At 43.9% G+C, this 23,410-nt stretch carries 19 protein-coding genes; 11 read left to right on the top strand and 8 right to left on the bottom strand.

Features of this window, described 5'->3' with window-relative positions; all coding sequences use genetic code 11:
* Positions 1-185 precede the first annotated feature (185 nt).
* Positions 186-497 (bottom strand): Trp family transcriptional regulator, encoded by a 312-nt coding sequence (locus I3248_RS01345; RefSeq protein ID WP_192993607.1) that lies wholly within the window; start codon positions 495-497, stop codon positions 186-188.
* 229 nt (positions 498-726) lie between these two features.
* On the opposite strand from I3248_RS01345, the gene trpB reads away from it, so the two are divergent.
* Positions 727-1,959 (top strand): tryptophan synthase subunit beta, encoded by a 1,233-nt coding sequence (gene trpB / locus I3248_RS01340; RefSeq protein WP_238062260.1) that lies wholly within the window; start codon positions 727-729, stop codon positions 1,957-1,959.
* 33 nt (positions 1,960-1,992) lie between these two features.
* Here the strand turns inward: trpB and I3248_RS01335 are convergent, their stop codons facing one another.
* Positions 1,993-2,244 carry a hypothetical protein gene (locus tag I3248_RS01335; RefSeq protein WP_238062259.1) on the bottom strand — a complete coding sequence of 84 codons (252 nt, stop codon included), beginning with the start codon at positions 2,242-2,244 and terminating at the stop codon, positions 1,993-1,995.
* 20 nt (positions 2,245-2,264) lie between these two features.
* The gene (locus I3248_RS01330; RefSeq protein ID WP_238062258.1) at positions 2,265-3,404 is read right to left on the bottom strand and encodes a hypothetical protein; all 1,140 of its coding nucleotides are present in this window, start codon (positions 3,402-3,404) and stop codon (positions 2,265-2,267) included.
* Between the two features lie 230 nt (positions 3,405-3,634).
* Here I3248_RS01330 and I3248_RS01325 point away from each other — a divergent pair, with 230 nt between their 5' ends.
* Positions 3,635-4,744 (top strand): alkene reductase, encoded by a 1,110-nt coding sequence (locus tag I3248_RS01325; RefSeq protein WP_238062257.1) that lies wholly within the window; start codon positions 3,635-3,637, stop codon positions 4,742-4,744.
* A gap of 152 nt (positions 4,745-4,896) precedes the next feature.
* Here I3248_RS01325 and I3248_RS01320 read toward each other — a convergent pair whose 3' ends face one another.
* The gene (locus tag I3248_RS01320) at positions 4,897-6,207 is read right to left on the bottom strand and encodes an NAD(P)/FAD-dependent oxidoreductase (RefSeq protein WP_238062256.1); all 1,311 of its coding nucleotides are present in this window, start codon (positions 6,205-6,207) and stop codon (positions 4,897-4,899) included.
* A 565-nt stretch (positions 6,208-6,772) separates the two neighbouring features.
* On the opposite strand from I3248_RS01320, the gene acs reads away from it, so the two are divergent.
* The 3 genes from acs to pgsA all read left to right on the top strand — a co-directional run bounded on the left by acs (position 6,773) and on the right by pgsA (position 11,283).
* Positions 6,773-8,737 carry an acetate--CoA ligase gene (acs, locus tag I3248_RS01315; protein ID WP_238062255.1) on the top strand — a complete coding sequence of 655 codons (1,965 nt, stop codon included), beginning with the start codon at positions 6,773-6,775 and terminating at the stop codon, positions 8,735-8,737.
* Between the two features lie 153 nt (positions 8,738-8,890).
* Positions 8,891-10,102, top strand: coding sequence for an NAD(P)-binding protein (locus tag I3248_RS01310; protein ID WP_238062254.1), 1,212 nt, complete (start codon positions 8,891-8,893; stop codon positions 10,100-10,102).
* 542 nt (positions 10,103-10,644) lie between these two features.
* Positions 10,645-11,283: a CDP-diacylglycerol--glycerol-3-phosphate 3-phosphatidyltransferase gene (gene pgsA / locus I3248_RS01305; RefSeq protein WP_198013348.1), complete on the top strand. Its 639-nt coding sequence runs from the start codon at positions 10,645-10,647 to the stop codon at positions 11,281-11,283.
* A gap of 106 nt (positions 11,284-11,389) precedes the next feature.
* On the opposite strand, the gene I3248_RS01300 is transcribed toward pgsA, so the two are convergent.
* Positions 11,390-11,884 carry a pyridoxamine 5'-phosphate oxidase family protein gene (locus I3248_RS01300; protein WP_201559249.1) on the bottom strand — a complete coding sequence of 165 codons (495 nt, stop codon included), beginning with the start codon at positions 11,882-11,884 and terminating at the stop codon, positions 11,390-11,392.
* A 384-nt stretch (positions 11,885-12,268) separates the two neighbouring features.
* Between I3248_RS01300 and purL the strand changes: the two genes are divergently transcribed.
* From purL to I3248_RS01270, 6 genes are all read left to right on the top strand, one after another.
* Positions 12,269-16,285: a phosphoribosylformylglycinamidine synthase gene (gene purL, locus I3248_RS01295; protein ID WP_238062253.1), complete on the top strand. Its 4,017-nt coding sequence runs from the start codon at positions 12,269-12,271 to the stop codon at positions 16,283-16,285.
* A 167-nt stretch (positions 16,286-16,452) separates the two neighbouring features.
* Entirely contained in the window at positions 16,453-16,656 is a 204-nt protein-coding gene (locus I3248_RS01290; protein ID WP_238062252.1) for a hypothetical protein, read from the top strand.
* Positions 16,632-16,787, top strand: coding sequence for a hypothetical protein (locus I3248_RS01285; protein ID WP_346268414.1), 156 nt, complete (start codon positions 16,632-16,634; stop codon positions 16,785-16,787). The genes I3248_RS01290 and I3248_RS01285 overlap by 25 nt, the downstream gene beginning before the upstream one ends.
* Positions 16,777-17,058, top strand: a complete 282-nt coding sequence (gene nadS / locus I3248_RS01280; protein ID WP_238062251.1) for a NadS family protein — start codon at positions 16,777-16,779, stop codon at positions 17,056-17,058. Before I3248_RS01285 ends, nadS begins: the two co-directional genes overlap by 11 nt.
* A gap of 398 nt (positions 17,059-17,456) precedes the next feature.
* Positions 17,457-19,388 carry a hypothetical protein gene (locus I3248_RS01275; protein ID WP_238062250.1) on the top strand — a complete coding sequence of 644 codons (1,932 nt, stop codon included), beginning with the start codon at positions 17,457-17,459 and terminating at the stop codon, positions 19,386-19,388.
* A gap of 204 nt (positions 19,389-19,592) precedes the next feature.
* The gene (locus I3248_RS01270; RefSeq protein WP_238062249.1) at positions 19,593-20,747 is read left to right on the top strand and encodes a hypothetical protein; all 1,155 of its coding nucleotides are present in this window, start codon (positions 19,593-19,595) and stop codon (positions 20,745-20,747) included.
* A gap of 166 nt (positions 20,748-20,913) precedes the next feature.
* Here the strand turns inward: I3248_RS01270 and I3248_RS01265 are convergent, their stop codons facing one another.
* The 3 genes from I3248_RS01265 to I3248_RS01255 all read right to left on the bottom strand — a co-directional run bounded on the left by I3248_RS01265 (position 20,914) and on the right by I3248_RS01255 (position 23,410).
* Positions 20,914-21,663 carry a type 1 glutamine amidotransferase gene (locus tag I3248_RS01265; RefSeq protein ID WP_238062248.1) on the bottom strand — a complete coding sequence of 250 codons (750 nt, stop codon included), beginning with the start codon at positions 21,661-21,663 and terminating at the stop codon, positions 20,914-20,916.
* Positions 21,664-21,688: 25 nt separating this feature from the next.
* Positions 21,689-22,447, bottom strand: coding sequence for a pyridoxine 5'-phosphate synthase (locus I3248_RS01260; RefSeq protein WP_238062247.1), 759 nt, complete (start codon positions 22,445-22,447; stop codon positions 21,689-21,691).
* Between the two features lie 63 nt (positions 22,448-22,510).
* A complete protein-coding gene (locus I3248_RS01255; RefSeq protein WP_238062246.1) occupies positions 22,511-23,410 on the bottom strand; it encodes an N-acetylmuramoyl-L-alanine amidase in 900 nt (299 codons plus the stop codon).

Raw genomic sequence — 23,410 nt, 5'->3', positions numbered from 1 at the left:
GGGACAGGTAGCGACATTGTAAATAGTATCAATGAGTTACAATGTGGCTTATCCCGAACTGGGGTTTAAATAGCAAAAATAAATTCGCTTACCAATAAAGTGCTAATTTAGTAAACAAATTTTTATAAATATAGCATTTAAAAGTCTTTTATGGGTAATTTTCTTGCGCTAAATGTAGATAGCTATCAGATATTAATTTTATCGCCAATATCCGGTAGCAACTCATCGATTTGATGTTGATGAAATACTTTGGCGCCGCGCGATACTGTGGCGATACCGACGCCAAGCTGCGCGCTAATCTCTCGTTGCGTCACTTCTTGCTGTAGTAGTGCAAAGATAGTTAAGCGATTACCAAGCTCAGCTTGCTCTTTTTCGGTCAATAGCGCTTTAAGTATCTCTGATAAATGGGCTTTGTCATTGGTCTGAGTCAGTAGCGCTAATAAGTAGTCATAAGCTTTATTAGAGTGACTGTTAGAATGACTGTCTTGTTTGGCCATTTTATTCTCCTTTTGCCTCAATCAATAAAGGCGAAATACGTTCATTATTCTATTTGTGAGCACTGCTTTATTAGCAGAGCAGTAATGCTTGACCTGCCATAAAACTTAGCCTAAAATCTGTTTCAATGTACTAGAACATAATAACAAATTTCTATTATAATTTAGATCGTTTTCTATGTTTAATTTAGCTTCAAATAGACAATAGTGAATCAGACAACAGGAATGAGCCATGACAGCATTAGCCAATGACAGCAGCAACACTTACGGTTTGCACGACTCCATTTTGCCAAGCCTTGATGGTTTATATGGCGAGTATGGCGGCAAGATTGAGCATCCTGAGCTGGCAAAAGCGATGGAGGAGATCGAGACAGGCTTTCGTGCGATCATTAAAGACGACGATTTTGTTAATGAGATGAGCCGCTTGCGTCAGACTTACATCGGTCGGCCTAGTCCGATATTTCATGCCAGACGCTTAAGCGAGCATTGCGGCGGCGCGCAGATTTATTTTAAACGTGAGGACTTGAATCACACCGGCGCACACAAGATTAATCACTGTATAGGGGAGGTGTTACTCGCCAAAAAGCTCGGCAAAACCAAAGTCATCGCCGAGACGGGTGCAGGGCAACATGGCGTAGCACTAGCTACGGCAGCGGCGCTGATGGGCGTGGAGTGTGAGATCCACATGGGCGTCGTCGATATCGAAAAAGAGCATCCCAATGTCAGCCGGATGAAAATCTTAGGTGCTAATATCGTGCCGGTATCGCGCGGCGCAGGCACGCTAAAAGAGGCGGTCGATAGTGCGTTTGAGACTTATCTTAGTGATTTGGACAACAGTATGTTTGCCATTGGCTCAGCACTCGGGCCTGCGCCTTATCCTGAGATAGTCAGCTACTTTCAGTCAGTGATTGGCCGTGAAGCGCGGACGCAGTTCTTAGAAACTACTGGCACGCTGCCTAATAAAGTGGTCGCTTGTGTTGGCGGCGGCTCTAATGCGATTGGCATCTTTAGCGGCTTTTTGGGTGATACAGAGGTAGAAAAAGTCGGCGTCGAGCCTGCAGGCGAAGGTCTTGATACGCCTAATCACGCGGCGACGATGACGCTTGGGACGAAAGGCGCGATTCATGGTTTTAAATGCTATGTGTTACTCGACGACAATGGTGAGCCTGCGCCTGTACATTCAATTGCCTCCGGTCTTGATTATCCGGGCGTTGGCCCGCAGCACTCACTACTTCAAGATATGGGTCTTGCGACTTATGAATCAGCGACAGACGCGGAGTGTTTAGACGCGTTTATGGCGTTATCACGACTTGAAGGTATTATCCCTGCCTTAGAGACGGCGCACGCGATCGCTTATGCCATGCGAGTCGCCAAAGACATGTGGCCTGATGAGACGATTTTGGTCAATCTATCAGGGCGCGGCGATAAGGATATCGATTTCATCTTGGACAAAGTGAATTTGTAGGGTAAATGAGCAATAAGGCTCGAAAGCCATTCGCTATGGTTGATTGACCCCTTGTACTAAGTAGCTGCGTTTTTCTCCTGCAAACACAATCGCATTATCGATACCTTGCATAGGCGAGCTTGGCTTACCAATGGCAATTAAGGTATCGGTTAAGCGCTCATCGGCGACCCATTTAGCGTCCTCTTGCTTCATTAATTCATAATCGAGCTTTTCTGTCGCAAGACAGCCATTTAAGCCTAAGGTTAAAGCAGCAACAAACCCTATTTTTTTGCACAGTTTTAGCATAATGGCTTCCTGTCTTCTCACTAATAATCATAATCCACGCAAACGATGCCACTTAAGCAGTCGCGATGATTATCGTTTTTCCATGGAGAGGGCAGGGATAGGGCTTTGTTAAGTTGATAGCGAGGCGCGGCCCAGTCAGATATCTCATAACCTTCTTCATCAGCTTTAGGCACGGGGTAGGATTGCTCGCGTTCAGCAGCAGACAGCGCCATAAAATCAAGTAAAGTACGAGCGTCTTTTGCCAACAAGGTATTAGAGTGTTTGGCAAGTTTTTTTATCGTTTGCTCATACTCTGGGCGCACAAACTCGCTGATGTCGTCATCGAGCCACTGACTGTTATCTGAACCCGAAAAGAGCACGTAACGGTATAGGGTAAATAGACTTATAGCGTCTTGAATAAAGTAACTATTTGGGTACTGCTGTATATAATTCTCCCAAAAAGCCGCGCGCTTAAGTAATTCTTCATAAGAGATGGCAACCGCCGCATCATTCCAAAAGATGTCTTGGTTATCGATGGCCATGCGCTCAATAAACTCGGCTTGATCTCTAGGTAGATACGGCGTAAAAATATCAGCCATCGCCTGCAAATCGTGATGAAAGACAAAAATACCTTCGCCGATATAGAGGATACTGACGTCAGCGTTACTCTCAACCAAACTAATAAGATAGCGAGTACGCGGCGCGACTTGTTTTAACTGCGCAATGCTTGCTTTTTTACCTTTATCTAAGGTCTCGACAATAGCATAAAACGCGTCATCATCATGATAGGTATCAAACTGCAAAAAGCGTCGATACATCGCTTGGTAAGTGCCTAGCCATGCCAGTGCCTCGCTATTAATCGCGGTGGGTAAACAGGCTTTTAGTTGACGCTGAATAGAGTGCAGATCCTCAATCTTACTTTTATTACTAATAGCTTGCATCCTGTCATCAAGCTTACTACAAATGAGCTGATCTCTTAGTTTGCCTTCAGATAATTCGACAATGGATGTCGTCAGCTCTTTTGCTGTTCTGGCTTCTATTAATGTAGGCGTAGACGCTTTTTTGTCAGTTTGCGCAGACGTTACTGGATCTGGCGTGTCCGTTTTTTCAGACGGCGGCTGACAGGCAGATAGTAATAGTGAGCTGGCAGTGATAAGCAAAGACAATAGCGTTTTTTGCATAAATTTCACTCTTAGATAAGACGTAAGTTGAAGGCTCTAATATACTAGTAAGTATCACAGATTCATACGGGCCATAAATACAAAGGTAGAATTAAGTCGCTGTTTTCGTTTGTAACGATAGATTGAATAATCCAAGCTGTCCCCTATAAAGAAAACGATTTAGCTTACTTTTCAATCGGTCTGTTTTCTAAATCTTAAATCATAATCGATAACAACAAATAAGGCTTTTTATGGCACACGATAATTTATTTGAACCTGTCAAAATGGGCAGCCAAACACTCAAAAACCGTATCATTATGGCACCTCTGACCCGTCTGCGCGCAGTCGAGCCAGGCGATGTGCCGACCGCATTGGCAGGCGAGTATTATTCGCAGCGCGCAGGAGCAGGGCTGGTCATCACCGAAGCGACGCAGGTATCCTTTCAGGCCAAAGGCTATGCTGGCGCGCCTGGTATTCATACTAAGGATCAAGTCACCGCATGGAAAACGATCGTCGATAATGTCCATGCCAAAGGCGGCAAAATCGTCGCGCAGCTTTGGCATACTGGTCTGGTGTCACACGATAGCGTGCAGCCTGATAGCAAAGCGCCGATCTCCGCCTCCGATGTCGAAGTCGGCGCTCGCACGTCACTGCGTGATAGCGATAATCAAGCGATTCGCGTCGAAGCCACACCGCCGCGTCCGGCGACTTTGGACGACATTAAGCAAGTGATCAAAGACTTCGCTCATGCAACAACCATGGCTCGCGAAGCTGGGTTTGATGGGGTAGAAGTCCACGGCGCTCATGGCTACCTATTGCATCAGTTTTGGGTCGAGCAGACCAATAAGCGCGATGATGAATACGGTGGTAGTAAAGAAAACCGTGCCCGTCTAACGCTCGAGGTCGTTGACGCTTGTATTGCGGCTTGGGATAACGATCACGTTGGTATTCGTATCTCTCCGCAAGGCACGTTCAATGGCGTAGAAGCAGGCTATGATGAAGAAGACAATATCTGGCTGATTGAGCAAATTAATAAGCGTGGTCTAATGTATTTGCATCTGTCAGAGCCAGATTGGGCAGGTGGTACGCCATATAATGACGGTTTCCGTCAGCGTATCCGCGATGCTTTTGATAATATGATTATCGCAGCGGGCGGCTATACAGCAGAAAAAGCTGAGCGCAACATCAAAGAGGGCTATATCGACGCGGTTGCCTTTGGTCGTGACTTTATTGCCAATCCTGATTTGCCGGAGCGTATTCGTCAAGATGCACCGTTAAATGAGCAGCATCCGCAGAGCTTTTATGGTGGCGGTAGCGAGGGCTACACCGATTATCCTTATTTGGAGCAAAAGCAGGCTTAGTCCGTAACCTTTAACTTAGCATGAACTATTGTAGGAGGTTAAAAACCCAGCCTACGCAAAAACTCTAAATAGTATCATTCTCAAGATACAAAAGCCTCGATAGCTTCATGTTGTCGAGGCTTTTTACTGTTTGTTATTTATAAAATACTCTTTTATACCACCTCGCCGCAGACAAAGCCGCTGGCCCATGCCCACTGAAAGTTATAACCACCAAGCCAGCCGGTAACATCGAGCACTTCACCGATGAAGTAAAGTCCTTCTTGCAATTTACTCTCCATCGTTTTTGATGATACCTCGTCAGTATCGATGCCGCCGCGCGTGACCTCAGCGGTGCGATAGCCCTCAGTGCCAGAGGGTTTAAGCTGCCAGCCATTGATCGCTTGACCTATCTGAGTCAAACGCTCGTCTTTGATATTTGCAAGCTCAATCTCTTTGACGTCTTCCCATAACATAGTTTGTAATGCTACTAGTAATTTTTTGGGCAAAGCGTTGTCAGTATTTTCGCTTAGCACCGTGCGTATAAGCTGCTTTGGATGCTGTTTTTTATGAGTGAGTAATAGCTCAGTCATATCAAAGTCAGGGAGCAAATCAATCTCGATAGTCTCACCCGTGTGCCAGTAGTTCGAAAGCTGAAGCATAGCAGGGCCAGACAGGCCGCGATGAGTAAAGAGTAGCGGTAGCTTAAACGAAATGCGCGTGTTACTGGCCACCACAGGCAAGCTAATACCCGATAGCGCTCGCAGCAGCTCACCTGTCTTATCGGTAAAGGTAAAAGGCACAAGGCTTGCATCAATTGGTGTCAGCGTATGCCCAAATTGTTGCGCCAGCTCGTAACCTAAGCCGCTTGCTCCCATTGTCGGGATAGAGAGTCCGCCCGTTGCGACAACCAAAGACTGGCAATGATAAGTGGTTTTAGGGAGTTTTGGCTCACTGCTGGCTTCTTTAAGCTCTTTTTTGCTCAGTTGTTTACTGGTAAGTAATTGAAAGCGTTTTTCGTTTTCATTTTGATGAGCGGTAACCTCATTAACTTGGGTGTTGAGGCGAACTTGCACTCCGGCAGCGGCACACTCTTTAAGTAACATCGTCACGATATCTTGCGCAGAATTATCACAAAATAACTGGCCATGCTCGCGCTCATGATAAGCAATCTTATGCTGCTCTACCATCCCGATAAACTCCCAACTCGGATAACGGCTCAGCGCTGATTTAGCAAAGTGCTCGTTAGCACCGATAAAGTGCTCAGGCTCAACAAAGTAATTGGTAAAGTTGCAGCGTCCGCCGCCTGACATCAGGATTTTTTTGCCCGCCTTATTGGCGTGATCAAGCACGAGTACGCGCCGGCCTCGGCGGCCTGCGGTCAGCGCGCAATAGAGTCCTGACGCACCTGCACCGATGATAATGACATCGAAATGACCGTTATTAGATAATTTAACTGCTGACGCTGGGTTTTGCTGTTGACTCATGATGACTACTTAAAATGGGACGAATAGATAAAAATTATGGGCTAAATTATAGCATGCTAGCTATTTAAAAATTCAAAAGCTACGCTATGGTGACATCATACAGAACGTTTTAAGCTACGTGTTTTAAGCTATGCGTTTTTAAGCAGAGTTTCCGTATTGCACGCATTATGACGCTCGTGGATCGCATCAATATGTGCCAACATTAACGATATTTATTTATCGCAAGTACAAGATGGTCAATGGAAAACGGTCACTCAGCTCAAATAAGAAGCGAGTGCCTTCAATACTCTAATGCCGTTGTACGAATCACAAGTCATACTTAGGTATGGCTTGTTTGGGTTATAGGCTTTGCATTTTATATATGATGTTAATCTAGTTTTAAGTGCACAGTTGTATATTGAAATTGTTATTATTCATAGTCAATGGCTTGCAACCTTTTTGCTTATTTGCCAAACTATCGTTAAACGTCATACATTATGGACGATGGCATGCATTACCGATATAGACGCGTAACTATTATCAACCGCGATTTATAAGGTAGTGATAATCAAAAAGGAAGATGACCATGACCCAAGAATCGTTTTCTATTCCGGCTGAATTTATCGCCACTGCAAATACCAGTCCTGAACAATACAAAAAGGACTATCAGCGTTCCATCGCTTCGATTGAAGACAACGATGCTTATTGGGCTGAGCGCGCTGAGAGCATCGATTGGATCACCAAACCTACCAAGATCAGTAATGTCAGCTATGACTTGGAGGATTTTCGTATTAAGTGGTTTGAGGACGGCGAGCTTAACCTCTCGGTCAACTGCCTCGATCGTCATCTAAAAAACAACCCTTACAAGCCTGCCATCATTTGGGAGGGCGATCACCCCTCTTTAAATAAAATCATCTCTTTTAAAGAGCTGTATGCCGGGGTCTGCCGCTTAGGTAACGCTATGCGCAACTTAGGGATCAAAAAAGGCGATCGCGTGACTCTTTATATGCCGATGATACCTGAAGCTATGGTCGCTATGCTGGCATGTACTCGCATTGGCGCGGTGCATTCGGTGGTCTTTGGCGGCTTCTCTGCTGAGAGTTTAAGTAGCCGCATCGTCGATAGTCAGTCCAAACTAGTGATTACGGCTGATGAGGGCCTGCGTGGTAATAGCCGTACGCCGCTCAAAGCCAATGTCGATCGCGCTTTGGATGCTGAAGGCACAGATAGCGTAGAAAACGTCATCGTCGTACACCGTACGGGCAATTCAGTGCCGATGAGTGGTCGCCGCGATCACTGGTATCATAACCTCATCGCCGCGCAAAGCGAGCACTGTGAGCCTGAGGTTATGAATGCCGAGGACCCACTGTTTTTATTATACACCTCCGGCTCAACAGGTAAGCCCAAAGGCGTCGTCCATACTACCGGCGGCTATATCGTCTATGCGCTATCGACCTTTCGTGATGTCTTCGATATCAAAGACGATGATATCTTCTGGTGCACCGCTGATGTCGGCTGGATCACTGGCCACACTTACGCTACGTACGCGCCGTTGGCTAATGGCACCACAACAGTGATGTTCGAAGGTGTGCCCGAATACCCCACTTGGGCGCGCGTCGGTAATATCATAGATAAGCACAATATCAGTATATTATATACCGCGCCAACCGCCATTCGTGCAATGATGAAAGAGGGCGATGCTTTTGTCCGTGAGTCAGATCGCTCAAGTTTGCGTTTGCTTGGCACGGTCGGCGAACCGATCAACCCTGAAGCGTGGGACTGGTACTATAATGTCGTCGGCGGCGCGCGTTGCCCTATCGTCGATACGTGGTGGCAAACAGAAACCGGTGGTATTTTGCTGGCTCCTATTCCCGGTACAGTCGCGCTCAAACCGGGTGCTGCGATGAATCCGCTATACGGTATTGAGCCTGCCATCATGGAAGATGACTATGAGCTTGAGGGTCCGGCCTCAGGTAACTTAGCGATTAGTAATAGTTGGCCAGGTCAAATGCGTACGATTTATAATGATCATGCGCGTTTTTTGGAGACTTATTTTGCTGAGTATCCGGGTTATTACTTCACAGGTGATGGCGCGCAGCGTGATGAAGATGGTCATTACTGGATCACAGGGCGTGTTGATGATGTCCTCAATGTCTCAGGACATAGGCTCGGCACGGCTGAGATCGAAAGCGCCGTCGATGAGCATCCCTTCATCGCGGAAGCTGCCGTGGTCGGGATGCCACATGAGATACGCGGCGTTGGCATTTGTGTGTTTGCCATCCTAAAGTCAGGTGAGAGCGCAGATGATAGTCTCAAAGCTGAGCTTAATCGCCATGTGCGTCGTGAGATTGGTCCTATTGCCAACTTAGATGCTATCTTTATCGTTAATGCTCTACCCAAAACTCGCTCTGGCAAAATCATGCGCCGTATTCTGCGCAGTATTGCTGCCGGTCAGTATGTCGGTCTCGGTGATTTATCCACCTTAGCAGATAGCTCAGTGATTAATAAACTCATTGAGGCAGTGAAAGCTGAACGTACGGACGGTCTCTAACGGCGAGTTTCAGCTTTAAGTATTATACAAGTCATGCTCTTTTTTATCATAGCAAAAAAGAGCATGACTTTTTGCATATGATTTTTAAGGATAGTTTTGTGCTATCTTTAGCTATTGTTTTTTGCAATTTTATTTATAAGGCGCAGCCTTTTTATGACTGATCATGCAATACATAACGAGCAAGACAAGAGTAAAGCGTTATCTTCATACCCCAAGATAGCCATCATCGGTGGCGGCTTAAGCGGTCTATTTACCGCTATTTTATTAGAGCGCAAGTTTGCTCAGCATCAGTATCAGAATCAGCACTCAGACCTGCAAATCACCGTTTTTGAGAAATCGCGCGGCGTGGGACGGTTAGCGACGCGCTATCGTAGCGATAGCGTAACAGGTAAAAACTGGCAGTGGAGCTTTGGCGCGCAGTTCTTCACCGCCAAGACCGATAGCTTCCAGCAGTTTATAGCGCCTTGGTTAGACTCAGGGTTATTGCAGCCATGGTGCGCGCAAGTGGTCAATTTATCTATCACGAATAAGAGCGGGCAGCCGCCGTATATCGAGCCAAAAGAGCAGTGGGGCACTGAGCAGGCCCGTTACGTTAGTACACCAAAGATGACCAGTTGGGGCCGAGCGTTAGCAGATCAGTTGCAGCAGACAAAGATACAATTCCAAACTCGCGTGGCACCGCTGGCGCAATATGCCAATCCGCAGACAGGTCAACCAACAGAGCTGTTTGATAATAATGGCGAGAGTTTAGGGCTTTTTGATTGGGTTATTTGCACCGCGCCGAACGTGCAAACGGCTGAGCTGATGGCAGATAGCGGCTTCACAGAACAAGCGAAAATTATGCAGCCAAAAATGCGAGCTTGCTATACGCTTATGCTTGGCTGGGATGAGGAGTCAAAGCTACCTGCTAGCTTAAAAAGCTCAAGTAAGAGTCAAGATTTAAAATTGTGGGATGTCGCGCATCTACAAGACTCTATTTTGGCTAAGATATTTGTTGAGCATCATAAGCCTAATCATAAGGGGCTATTACCAAGTGTCACGATTCACGCCGATAACGACTGGTCTGAGCAGCAAGTAGACCAGGATATTGACGAGGTAACGGCTCGGCTGCTAGCAGAAGCCAGAGAGGCGCTAAGCTGGACTGAGCAAACTGCGCCAAGTCAAATTGACTGTCATCGTTGGCGCTATGCAGCAACATCGATGGCGCTAAATGACGAAGATGATGAGCAGCCATTAGGCCTCTTAGTAGATAACGAGCAGCAATGGATAATTAGTGGGGATTGGTGCGGGCGCGGCAACATCGAGAGCTGCTACCAGATGGCCGAAGAGGTGGTAGAAGTAATCGCGGCAACTTTAGAGGTATAGAGTTTTAGAGATTATTTATAGCTTGTCTCTCAGCTTTGCTGGCTTTAGTATTTTCAATATAAAAGCAAAAAAAAGCCCACAGAGGAGGAGCTGCGGGCTGAGGAAAAAGATCATCTCACTTTATAGTAAAACTTATTTAGACCTGACTATGACTGATTATTTTGCTTATTTCACTTATTTTACTATGCTGCAATGCATCTATTTACAGATGGTTATATAGTTAAAGATAAGGCCTATCGCTACTTAATCAATTGTTTCTTACATCTGCTTACAACTTATAGTGAACACTTATACCTATGCTTTTATCTGTTTTAAATTGCGCTTATTAATAATAAAACTTATTGCAAATTAAAATCGATAAATGCTTTTGTTTCTATCGCATACCGTACAAGCGTTTCAGATACTATAGTAGAGATAAGCAGAAATAGTATTCATGACGACAAGGCTAAAAAATGCTAAGCTAGCGCCCATCATTATGTCGATATAGAACTGGTTTTGTCATGACCGAAACTACAAAGCTGCACACCCCGCCATCACCACCGATGCAAGATGATAAAAGCATCTTTAACTTACCGAACAATCTGACGATTGCGCGGATTTTGATGATTCCGCTGTTTGTTGCGATAGCTTATTGGCCGCCTGCAATGGGTATCGGCATGCCTGCGATCTCTGATAACGTGATTGCCCGGGTCGGAATGAGTGAGTTTAGCGACAGCTTATTGCGCCATTTATTATTGACGGCTGTGTTTATTATCGCCGCGATTACCGATTGGCTCGATGGTTACTTTGCGCGTAAGCTCAACGTCACATCGGCTTTTGGACGGTTTTTAGATCCGGTCGCCGACAAGCTTATGGTCGCCGCCGCGCTCATCATTTTGGTGCAGTGGCATCCTAATATCATTATGGCGATTGCCGCTATTGTGATTATCTCGCGCGAGATCGCTGTATCCGCATTACGTGAATGGATGGCAGAATTGGGTAATAGTACCAGCGTCGCTGTGTCCTATGTGGGCAAGCTAAAAACCACCTTTCAGATGGTCGCTATTACTGTATTGCTACTCAATTGGGAGTCGCTTGAGACTATCGGTTATGCGTTGATGGTGGCAGCGGTGATACTAACGCTTTGGTCGATGATGATTTACCTAAAGGCGGCATGGCCTTATCTTAAACGTAGCGGTTAAATATCCGCTATAGAATTTAGTAATTTTAATATACCCAAGCAAAAACGCCAGTAAGTGAACCTTACTGGCGTTTTTATTAATTTGTTTGGTTGTAACTGTCGATAGCTTATAGCTCAATCTCAAAGGTTTCACCAATATCTTCTGCCGTTTCGCCGTCTTGTACAGCGGCGGCTGCCATCTTAAACATATTGACCGTTGTACTACCGCTGATCCAGCACTCTACGCCATGGGGTACGACTTTTATTAATTGAACGTTTGGATCTTCTTTACCATGCTCAAAGAAGGCATTGTAAACTGGTGACCACAGTTCTTCTAATTTGTTTTTGTCTGTTGGTAACTCAGCATTGGCGCTTACAGAGACATAGTTCTTCGCATCTTGACTCGAATACGTTAGGCCAACCTTTTTATTGTCCTGAATATCTTTGACCACATCTGAGGTTTTATCACCGATAAACCAAATTTCTTTTCCGCCGATACTGGTCTCAGTCGTTGTCATTGGCCAAGCATGCAAATCACCTTTACCATTGACAGTAGTCATCATGGCAAATTTAATGTCTTTAACGATCTCTTGTACTTTATCGATTTTATCTTGCTTATTCATAATATGTCCTTTTTAATTGAATTGATTTAGATCAGTTATTGTTGTTATTGCTGCGTTATAAATGAATGTCTATTGATACTTGAGCTTTTACAGCATAACGAGAGAAGGTAGGGAGGTTATATAGGTTGCCCGTAAGGCGATGTGAGTGTTTGTAAGCTCTATAAACATTAAGTAAAACAACTTAGCCGCTTGTTTAACAAGGTAATTTAAAAGGGCGATTATTACCGTCTTCACTGACAGGCTTTAAGTTCTTTGATGGGTAAAGAGTAAAATTGTACCGCTTTATTCCTGCTTATTTTGCCTCTTCTTGTTATAATGCAGCGACCATTTACTTTGCATGGCAGTGATGCCAGTTACTGCTCATATCCTAGGAAATATGCCTCTATGATGACCATCGCCGGACAGCCGTTTTTGACCGATTTTCAGACCCAGCAATTGATCAATCAGTTTGCCCAAAAAACCGATCTAAACGTGACCCAAATCAGTACTCAGCAGGTTTTTGTACTCTCAAGAGAGCTCTTAGGTGAAGAGCAAAAAAAGGCTTTGGATCTTTTAGGGGTAAAAGAGCAAACCTCGCTAGAAGCTGCGACAGAGCGTCAAATCCAAGTCATCGTCAGTCCGCGTTTTGGCACGATATCGCCATGGGCGAGTAAAGCCACCGATATTTTTAATAACTGCGAGCTGAAGATCAATCGTATTGAGCGGGTGATTGTTTATACGCTGACGCTAGAAGGTGCTACCGAAGACAAGCTGCCAACGGCGGCTGAGCGTTTACTCTATGACCGTATGACCCAAAGCTTGGTTTATGATTTAAACGACGTGAATAAACTGTTTGACGATGAACCGCCAGCGTCATTGAATCATATCGATGTGATGGGTGAAGGACGCAGTGCGCTTGAGTCGGCCAATACTCAGTTTGGTTTTGCGCTATCGAGCGAAGACATCGACTATTTGATGAATGCCTATGTCAATGAGCTGCAGCGTAATCCGACCGACGTTGAACTGATGATGTTTGCCCAAGCTAACTCAGAGCATTGCCGCCACAAGATATTCAACGCTGAGTGGACGATCGATGGCAAAGTGCAGCCAAAGTCCTTGTTTCAGATGATTAAGAATACTTATCAATCAAATCCAGAAGGTATCCTCTCCGCTTATAAAGACAACGCGGCGGTGATGGCTGGCGCTGAGGGCATGCGTTACTATCCTATTCCTGAAGACGCTAAAAACCCTAATGCTGCGCATCCGTATGGCTTTCATCAAGAAGCTATCGATATCCTGATGAAAGTCGAAACGCACAACCATCCAACCGCCATTGCCCCTTATGCCGGTGCAGCAACAGGCGCGGGCGGTGAGATTCGTGACGAAGGTGCCACCGGCCGCGGCGGTAAACCCAAAGCGGGTCTCACAGGCTTCCACGTGTCGCACTTGCATATTCCAGAGCTTGCCGAGAAGTGGGAGCAGTCAGGACAAGTGAGCACGCAGGACTATGGTACGCCGGAGCGCATGGCGACTAGCCTTGAGATTATGACGGAGGCGCCATTAGGTAGTGCCAATTTCTCTAACGAGTTTGGCCGTCCCAACCTTTGCGGTTATTTCCGCAGCTTTCAGTTAGATACCTCAGCCGCCAAAGATGGTAGCGAGATGCGCGGCTATCATAAGCCCATCATGCTGGCAGGTGGTTACGGTAATATTAAACGTAACCTGATTGAGAAAAATCCCATCCGCGCGGGGGATTTACTGATTGTACTTGGTGGTCCTGCAATGCAAATCGGTCTTGGCGGCGGCGCGGCCTCTTCTGTCGATAGTGGTGAGTTGGATGAGGGCCTAGACTTTGCCTCGGTGCAGCGTGATAACGCCGAGATGGAGCGCCGCTGTCAAGAAGTTATCGATCGCTGCTGGGCGCTTGCCGGCAACGATGCTGAGGTGAGCAATGATAGTCAAGACGGTAACCCAATCGTCTCTATTCATGATGTCGGCGCAGGCGGTCTGTCTAACGCCATGCCAGAGCTGGTCGATGATCACGATATGGGCGCGGTGCTCAACTTGCGTCATATTCCATCGCTTGAGGCGGGCATGTCACCGATGGCGATCTGGTCAAATGAGGCGCAAGAGCGTTATGTCCTTGCCATTCGCCCAGAGAGCAAAGCGCAGTTTGACGCGATTTGTGCCCGTGAGCGCTGTCCGTATGCGATATTGGGCGAAGCGACCGAAGTGCGAGAGCTTAGAGTCGATGATGAATTGCTCGATGATCAGCCCGTGGATATGCCGATGCAAGTATTGCTTGGTGGTACACCAAAGATGCAGCGTAGCTTTGAGGTGCAAGCCAATGAGCTGGCGCCATTAGTGCTCAATGATTTTGACCTAAGCGAGTCGGTCAAAGACGTGCTGCGTCATCCGACTGTCGCGAGCAAGTCGTTCCTTGTTAGCATTGGTGACCGCTCAATCACCGGTATGGTGGTGCGCGATCAGTATGTGGGACGCTATCAAGTGCCTGTGGCAGACTGTGCGATTACCGCTTCAGGTCTTATAGCGCTTGATAGTCAAGCGATGACGGGTGAAGCGATGAGTATCGGCGAGCGTACCCCAGTGGCACTCATTGACCCAAAAGCCTCGGCAAGATTAGCGGTTGGTGAAGCCATTACCAATATCGCAGGCGCTCGTATCGCGCAATTATCTGATATCACCATGTCGGCGAACTGGATGGCGGCTTGCGGTGATGATACGGAAGACGCCGCATTATTTGATGCGGTCCATACTGTCGGTGAAGAGCTGTGCCCCGCTTTGGGAATAGCCATTCCAGTCGGTAAAGACTCGCTGTCGATGCGTGCCAATTGGACAGATGATAACGATGCTAAGGAGGATAGCCAAGATAAATCTGTAGTCTCGCCAATGAGCCTTGTGATTACGGCCTTTGCGCCTGTCGTTGATGTGGCAAAAACGCTCACGCCTGAGCTGATCAACGGCGATAGCGCGTTTTACCGCCTCGATCTCTCTAAAGGTAAATTGCGTCTTGGCGGCTCTATCCTCGCACAAACGGCAAGCCAGCTTGGTAACGAGTGCCCCAACCTTGATAAGCCTAGCGATTTAATTGACTTCTTTAACTTTATTCAAGCGGGTAATGAGCAAGGCATTATCAGCGCCTACCACGATATCGGTGATGGCGGATTGCTTGCGACCATTGCAGAGATGCAGTTCACTAGTCGTCAAGGCATTAAGCTATCACTCAGCGATGATAATCTACTCGGTCAGCTGTTCAGCGAAGAGCTGGGCGCAGTCATCCAAGTCATGCCAGAGGACGTTGCCGCTTTAGTGGCGCTAGCGGACGAATATAACGTTAGCGATATGCTTAGCCTCGTCGGTCAAAGCACTGAGGAAGATAGCCTCATTATCCAAACGCCGCTACATCAAGGTGATAAAACGCTTAGATTTAGCCGCAGCGAGCTGCAACAGCAGTGGAGTCAAGTCAGCTACCAAATCGCCCGCCGCCGTGACAATCCTGTGTGCGTCCAGCAAGAGTACGACTTGATTGCCGATACTAATCATAAAGGTCTTATCGCTGCGCCAAACTTCGATCTCAATCAAAAGATCGAGACGCCATATCTGAACAGTCGTGCTGATTCTGATAACAGCAAGCCAAGAGTCGCTATCCTGCGCGAGCAAGGCGTCAACGGACAGCTAGAGATGGCAGCAGGCTTCACCCAAGCAGGCTTTGAAGCGGTCGATGTGCACATGAGCGACTTGCTAGAAGGCCGCATCAATCTACGTGACTTCGACGGTTTGGTCGCTTGTGGCGGCTTTAGTTACGGTGACGTCCTCGGCGCAGGTTCTGGCTGGGCCAACTCTATCTTGTTCCATGACGAACTGCGTATGCAGTTCGTGCGCTTCTTCGCCCGTCCTGATACCTTCTCACTTGGCGTCTGTAATGGCTGTCAGATGATGGCGCAGCTTAAAGACCTCATTCCAGGTGCAGAAAACTTTCCACGCTTTATCGCAAATGAGTCGGCACGATTTGAAGCGCGTACGGTCAACGTCAAAGTTGAGCGCACCAAGTCCATCTTATTCAAAGGCATGCAAGATAGTATCTTACCTATCGCTGTCGCGCATGGTGAGGGTCTTGCCACCCTAAACGCTACTGAGATCGACGGTATGGCGAAGCACGGTCAGCTGGCGATGCGTTATGTCGATAGTCAAGGTCATCCGACCGAGACTTATCCATTGAATCCTAATGGCTCAGTCGGCGGCGTCACCGGTCTATGTAGTACCGATGGCCGCGTCACTATTATGATGCCGCATCCTGAGCGTAACCTAAAAGCCTACAATCATAGCTGGAAACCTGAGCAGTGGGATGAAGATGGTGCATGGATGCGGATGTTCCGTAATGCGCGGGCTTGGTTGCGTTAAGATAATTTGAATTAGTTTAGAATATTGTTTGAGGTAATAAGAAAAAGGTGGGCGTAATGCTCACCTTTTTTGTGTTTATGATATTTAGCTTGATTAGATCCAGAAAAAACATATAGATAAGTACTTCAATGACGTATATAATAAGACATAAAGATAAAGGATATTGAATGTTACATTTCATCGAAACGCCAATATTTACTAAGCAAGTACTGAAACTATTAGATGATGAAGCTTATAAAGAGCTACAGGAAAATCTAATCAATAATCCAGAACAAGGTGATTTGATTCAAGGTACAGGGGCGTTCGAAAAACCAGATGGGCACTTAACCAAGGTAAGAGTGGCGGTATTCGGATTATCTATTATTTTGTGAATAGTCAAGGCATATTTTTTATGCTGCTCGCTTATCCGAAGAATAAACAAGCCTCTCTATCAAGCGAAGAGAAGTCTGGTTTATACAAACTGACTCAACAAATTAAAGAGGTGTATAGCCATGAGCAATGAGTTTTACGATGATTTATCTACATCACTAAATCAAGCATTGGCGATTGCTAAGGGACAGACTCAGCCTAGCCGCCAGTTTACCCATGACGTGCCTAGTATTAAGGAAATAAGAACTAAGACAGGGCTATCGCAACAGCAGTTTGCCGATAAACTTAATATCAGTTCGCGTACCTTACAAAATTGGGAGCAAGGTACTAGAAACCCAACAGGGGCTGCGGTCACATTAATGCGCTTATTGAATAAAAAGCCTGAGTTAATTGCCGAAGCTTAATTGATCAAAAACAGTCAATCTTATCTTGGTCACGCACTCGGTGGGATTATGGATGTGTGTGAAAGCGATGACGCCTGGATGCGTATGTTCCGTAACGCACGTGCTTGGTTTAGATAGGCTAAGTTGGTTTAGAATATTATTGTAGATATAAAAAAGGTGGGCGTAATGCTCACCTTTTTTGTGTTTGGAATTTGATGATCTATGGAAGGTTAATGTGGAGCTGCGACCCCCAACGATTTTAGGCTAAAAATGGAATGATGCAGTAGGGTAAGTTAGCGATAGCGTAACCCACCATCTGTGTGTCAAACTAACCCATCTACAGCCATTATGTAAATGTCGATAAATTTTTCCCAATAAAAAATTAGTATTAATATCTCAGGTTTTGGATAGGGAGCCATATGCTAGATAATTTCGGTAGTTTCTTAATTAGATTTCGTCCACTATCTCATCATATTAATAAAGAGCTTAAAGAAACCTTGTTTAAAAATGAGGCATATCTAGATAACCGTTCTAGTTTTCTTGAAGAAAGTATAGTTTCTTGGTCAAACTCCTATAAAAAATATCTATTACTGTTAGTTATCTTATGTCTTATGGTAGGTGTGAATGCATATCTTTGGATGAGCTATATAACAGCTTACTTTCAAATTAAGAAAGATTCTAGTTTGTTAGGTATATTATTAACTGGTCAGATTACGATTATAGGTCTGATTTATCCGTTAGTTATTTCACTAGTTAGTATTTTATTTCAAGATAAAGCAGGTAAAAAAGTCATTTTTTCTTTATATCAGAAGTTTTCTGGCTTTATGTTTGCTGGTTTAAGCGGTCTATTATTGGCTATTGTACTTTCCTTTAGTTTGATTTTTAATGAATCCTTATCAAGTCGTATTAGTTTAGTTTTAAATTCAACCTTAATATTTTGGTTTATCTCCAACTTATTTTTAACAATATGGTTTTTTATCAAGACTCTTAGCATTTTGGATGAAAACAAGAAAGATGAGTTCATTTTTAGATTCGTTACAAATGAGGTCTGTAAGTCTGATCTAAAGCAACGCATACGAAAGATATACCTTGAAGATTTGTTTCGAAACGAGTTACTGAAAGGTTTTGATAGTAATGTATTAGATTTAACAAATAACTTAATTTTAAATAAATATGATGAGGAAGTTAATTATATTACTGGTAAAGATAAAGAACTACGTGATATTTCTTTATGGAAACTAAATCTAGCGATATGGTTGCAAGCTAAAGTTTTAAAACACTCTGTAAACAAAAGAAGTCATGAACCAAGAAATTTTAAATTATACGTTTCTATCCCTGCATTTACAGGTAAAGATAAAAAAGCGACTCTTGCGAAATATTCTGGATTTGATATAAATATTTTAGTATCGCTTTTAATAAAAAATTCTGTGAGATATGAGAAAAAAAGTAATAAAACAGACATTAGCATATCATCTGCTCTAGAGGCGTTTACTAGTCCTATTTACACAGCATTGAGTAACAATGATGAAAGTCAGTTTGTTGAGTCATTGGATAGACTAGCAAGGTATCACATACAGTTAGCTGAGGTTTTATCCTTTAAAAACCCTGATGGAAAGTATGACAATTGGCTATTACTAAATGAAGGTACTTGGGGCTTTTCTTATTTTACGAATTTTATGAGAGCATATTATGTTCTATTGAAGCAAACTATTGATAAAATTCCTAGTAATACACAATATTTCTATCATAGCCTACGCTTTTATCGAAAAATTTTCTTCGAACAAAAATATATAACTCAGTCTGAAGCTGAAACAGTCCTCAGAAATACGTTATATCTTTGGGTTGCTCTTCTTAAATGGAAAAACCTATCTGATAAAGCTGATGTAGCAGTTAGTGATGGTTTTGAAGATTCTATAAATAATTTTGTATCAGTATGGGAAGAATGGAAAAATACTTATATTAAACATAAGTACAAGGAAGTCGATAGATCTTATAAAATATTATTTGAGCACTTAAAGTACACTGCTGAAATGGTAGTTGAGTCATTAAGCTTCGATAACGACTATGCATTAAGCTGGTCTACTGATATGTTAATTCATTGGAAGAATAGAACTTTAGATGTGCAGACTTATAACGAAGAGCACTTATGGCACTCAGGAGTTATTGATATTGAAATGATATTTAATGGAGATACCGACTTATGGCTTAAGATTAGAAAGGGAAGCGATAAAAATTTAGAGTCAGCTATTAATATAGCTCTAAAAAATGCATATATTGATATAAGATTTCAAATAGTATGCTCTATGTTGGCGAACAGCGAGAATATTTTAAGAGTAAAGTCTTATATTTAGGCATTACTAGAAGAAAAAAGAATTCATCCAACTGGTACTCATGACATTAAAGTTAGAAGTATAAATCAGGCTAGTCAACTGCTAGGTGTTTATATTAGACACAAAAAATTTCACTCTGGCGGTGTAGAGAGTTATTCTGGATGGCACGCTAAGTTAACTGAAAGCTTTAGTCGTAAATTTAGTCAGAAAATGGTTTCTGGTAGGATGTACGCAGGATGGTATAACGTCAGTATAGATAATGAGTTTGTTCAAATAATTGTTTCTTACTCATCAAGCAAATGGAAGATATCTGGAAATTGGTTAAATATTTTAAAGTCCAATATCTACAGCTTCTCAAATAGAGAAGATATGATTCGTAGTTTTGAAGCTCTAGTTGAAAGTGCTCAAAAAACGTCTGAATACAAGTTGCTATCTTCTGAAAAATCACACGAAGAGGTGATGAAATATCGTGCAAATTTTGTAGAGTCAATGGAAGAGCTTATTAATGAGATCGATCAGATTAATAATAGTCATATTATAAATTCTGATGTCGACAAAACGATGCTTTCTGAAATCGCTAAAGTGGCATCTAATGACTTCATAGCTGATAAAACGAAATTTCCAATTAATATGTTTAGCGCAATAAAAAAAGATGGAGTTGGATTAATCATTAATAATCAGGTCAGCGTAAGAGATTTTGAAAAATCTTATATCATGAGTGATGATAGACCTTCAATACATAACTTAGTTGAAGGTTGTGGTGAAGGAATGGCAAATGATCTAAAAAGTGTCATACTAAAAGAAATAGTCACTAATAAGCCAACAAGCTATGAGTCATTTGATTCTTTAGAGGATATGTTATTCTTTATTTTAAATGAGATTAAAACACCTGATGCTGTTCTTCTATGTCACCAAAGTATATCTAATTTAATATTTGACTTATTAAGTGAAGATGAACAAAAGCTTGAAAGATTGAAAATTATCAAAAAATATTCAGAAGAGTATTTCTGCAAAATTGGTAGTTGTAAGGTTTATAATAATAGTTTTAATATTGAGAATTCATGTATTTTGACAACGAAAGACAGATTTAAAGATTTAATTATCCAAGATTTTGAAGATGGCAATATCGTCAATATTGTCTTCAATGAGAATGAACAGGATAAAACAAAAGGTGATTTATCGTTTGATTACAAATTAGATATCGAAACTGATAAAACTATACCATTTATCAAACTAAGTTTGGTTCCAGAAAATATCGAGAGTGATAAAGAGGCCGTTGAAGAACATATTGATGACGTTATTCAAGAGGAGTTGCACGAAAATAAAGTACCATCTAAGCTAAATAGGTTTTTAAAACTTCTCTCAACTTATCGAAGATAGATTGCCTACGGTGGGTTAGCAAGCGTAGCTGTAGTGGTCAACTAATTTCAGACAGCGACTCAGCTTCCTGTTGTTGCTCCTGATCCTGCTTAGCCTTGTCTTCTAGATACTGCTCAAGCGCTTGTTGCTCATCTTGCTGTGAATGACTCATAACTGACTCCTTATACTATTTATTTTCTGACGATGCTATTCGATTAAACATAGCAGCTAATCGTTCATTATTCTCTTCAACATATTTATCGCCTAGCGCTAACATCTCATCCGGTGCTTGTACCGTTTCGGGATAGTCTTTCAGTCCACTTTGAATAGCCGCATTACCATTGGAGACCATCTTCGGTAAGCTCTCTCTGGTGACTTCAAAGTGACATTGCCAAGCAAGTACCCAAGTGCCACGCGCTTTATGTTTTGGCGTTTGATAGATAAAGCCTTGATTCGGCCAAGCCTGCGTCTCCGCAATAATGCTTGCGCCTTTGGGACAGCCAAAACCTTCGCCGTGCCAGTGAAACACCGTAAAGTCTTTGGGTAGATCTTGTAATAATGGATGCGCTTGACCTGCTTCGGTCAATTGCATCGGTAACCAGCCAATCTCTTTGACTGCAGACGGTTTCACCTCAGCGCCCAAACAATGCGCGATGATTTGCGCGCCTAAGCAAATGCCAATGACTGTTTTACCGGCATCAACGGCTTGTTTTATCAGCCGCTTTTCTTTAATGAGCCAAGAATATTTATCCTCATCATGAACGCTCATTGGCCCACCCATCACGATGAGCCAATCAAAGCTATCTAGCGTTGGCAGGTTGTCGTTATCGTAGGAGCGACTAACGGTGATCGGATGATTATGCGCGCGCGCCCACTGTTTGATAAAGCTTAGATCCGCATAATCGGTATGAAACAGCGCGTGAATACGTAAGCTCATAACGTACCTCTTTTATCAAAACGTTCTATCCACAAATCTGCAAATACTGACGCACGACGTTATCCATGCCTTGCTCTAGCGATTCAATAGTAAAGGCATGACCAATCGACACCTCCGCGATATCACCAAGGCTTAGCAAATCGGCTAAATTGTCTAAATTCAAATCGTGTCCGGCGTTGACGCGCATACCGTTTTCGCTAGCGAGGTTAATACAATCGTCAAAGCTCTGTTTGACTGCAGCAAAGTTACTGTCGTTATTACTGCTGTCGTTATCCTTCTTATCTTCATAAGCGCGCGCCCATTCTTCGGTGTACATCTCTATCGTTTGTACGTCGCTAGCGATGACCGCTTTTATTTGCTCGATATCAGGGTCGATAAATACGGCGCAGCGTGTGCCAAAGCCTTCAAGCTCATGGCTGAGTTTGGACAGCATGTCGCTGTATTTGATAATATCAAAGCCGTGGTCAGAGGTCAGCTGGTCTTCACTATCGGGTACGAGGGTGCATTGATGCGGTTTGACCTCGCGAATGAGTTTTAAAAATTGTTCATTCGGATTGCCTTCGATATTAAATTCGATATCTTGATAATCTTTGAGATACTCACTGATATCATAAACATCTTGATAGCGGATATGGCGCTCATCGGGCCGTGGGTGCACGGTAAAGCCTTTAACTCCTAGACCAATCAGCTTTTTTACAAAGTACAATAGATTAGGGTAGTCGGTGCCACGCGAGTTGCGGATTAAGGCGAGTTTGTTTAAATTGACGCTAAATAGGGTGCTCATAAGATGTCCTTTTTCGTTATTGTTATGGTTTGAGTGTCCGTGATTAATAGTTGATCACTCAGGCTAGTAAAAATCGTCACGTCCCGCATACTTTTTATTGAGTGCTTTTAGGATAGCATAGGTCTCGATATCCATAATGCCTGTTGGCTTTAGCGGCCGGAAATGCAACTGGAAGGCATAGATGACATCGCGGCTCTCTTTATCCCACACATCTGTAGTATTCATCTGATAGCCATAATCACGAAAGGCCTGCTTGACCTCCCGTATCGTTGGGGTAGCTAGCTGAACTTGCTGCATAAAATATTGCTTATCAGCCTCATCATACCAAGCGCCAATACCGTACTCGCTGTACAGTCGCTGCCAAGGGAACTTAGCACCTGGGTCAATCTTGCGCGAGGGGGCAAGGTCCGCGTGACCGATGATGTTTTTGGGGGAGATGTCATACCGCTGCGCAATATCTTGCACCAATTGCGCGACTTTTTTGATTTGTAGCTCATCAAATTCGACGAAATGCGAGTAGGGATGATAGTCAAGCTCGCTATTTTTGAGGGCGTTTCGATATTGAGGTTTGATACCTTTATTGACGATCTCAATACCGATAGACGTGTCATTCAGGATCGTTCGACCAGCAAAACCGCCGTCGCCTGCGTGCCAAGCGCGCTCGCTCTCTGGTACCAGACTATATATCTTATTGTCATTCTTATCCATAACGAGGTAATGCGCGCTGACTTTGCCGCGAGTTAATAGCTTGATGGAGCGCGCGTTGTCGCTGACGGTATAGTGCAGCACAATCGTTTTAATGCGCTCGCTTTTACCTGTCGACTGATACGTCTCGCTATCAATAATAAAAGGTTCAGTGATAACAGGTTGGACATTGTTCGTCGTTACGCAGCTGACTAAGGATAGGGCTAATCCTAAGGTTGATGCTGATACTAATTTTGAAAAGGAGATATTATTAACCAT

Source organism: Psychrobacter sp. Ps3 (assembly GCF_022129275.1).
Lineage (GTDB): Bacteria > Pseudomonadota > Gammaproteobacteria > Pseudomonadales > Moraxellaceae > Psychrobacter > Psychrobacter submarinus.
This window is presented reverse-complemented; position numbering and strand designations above follow the sequence as displayed.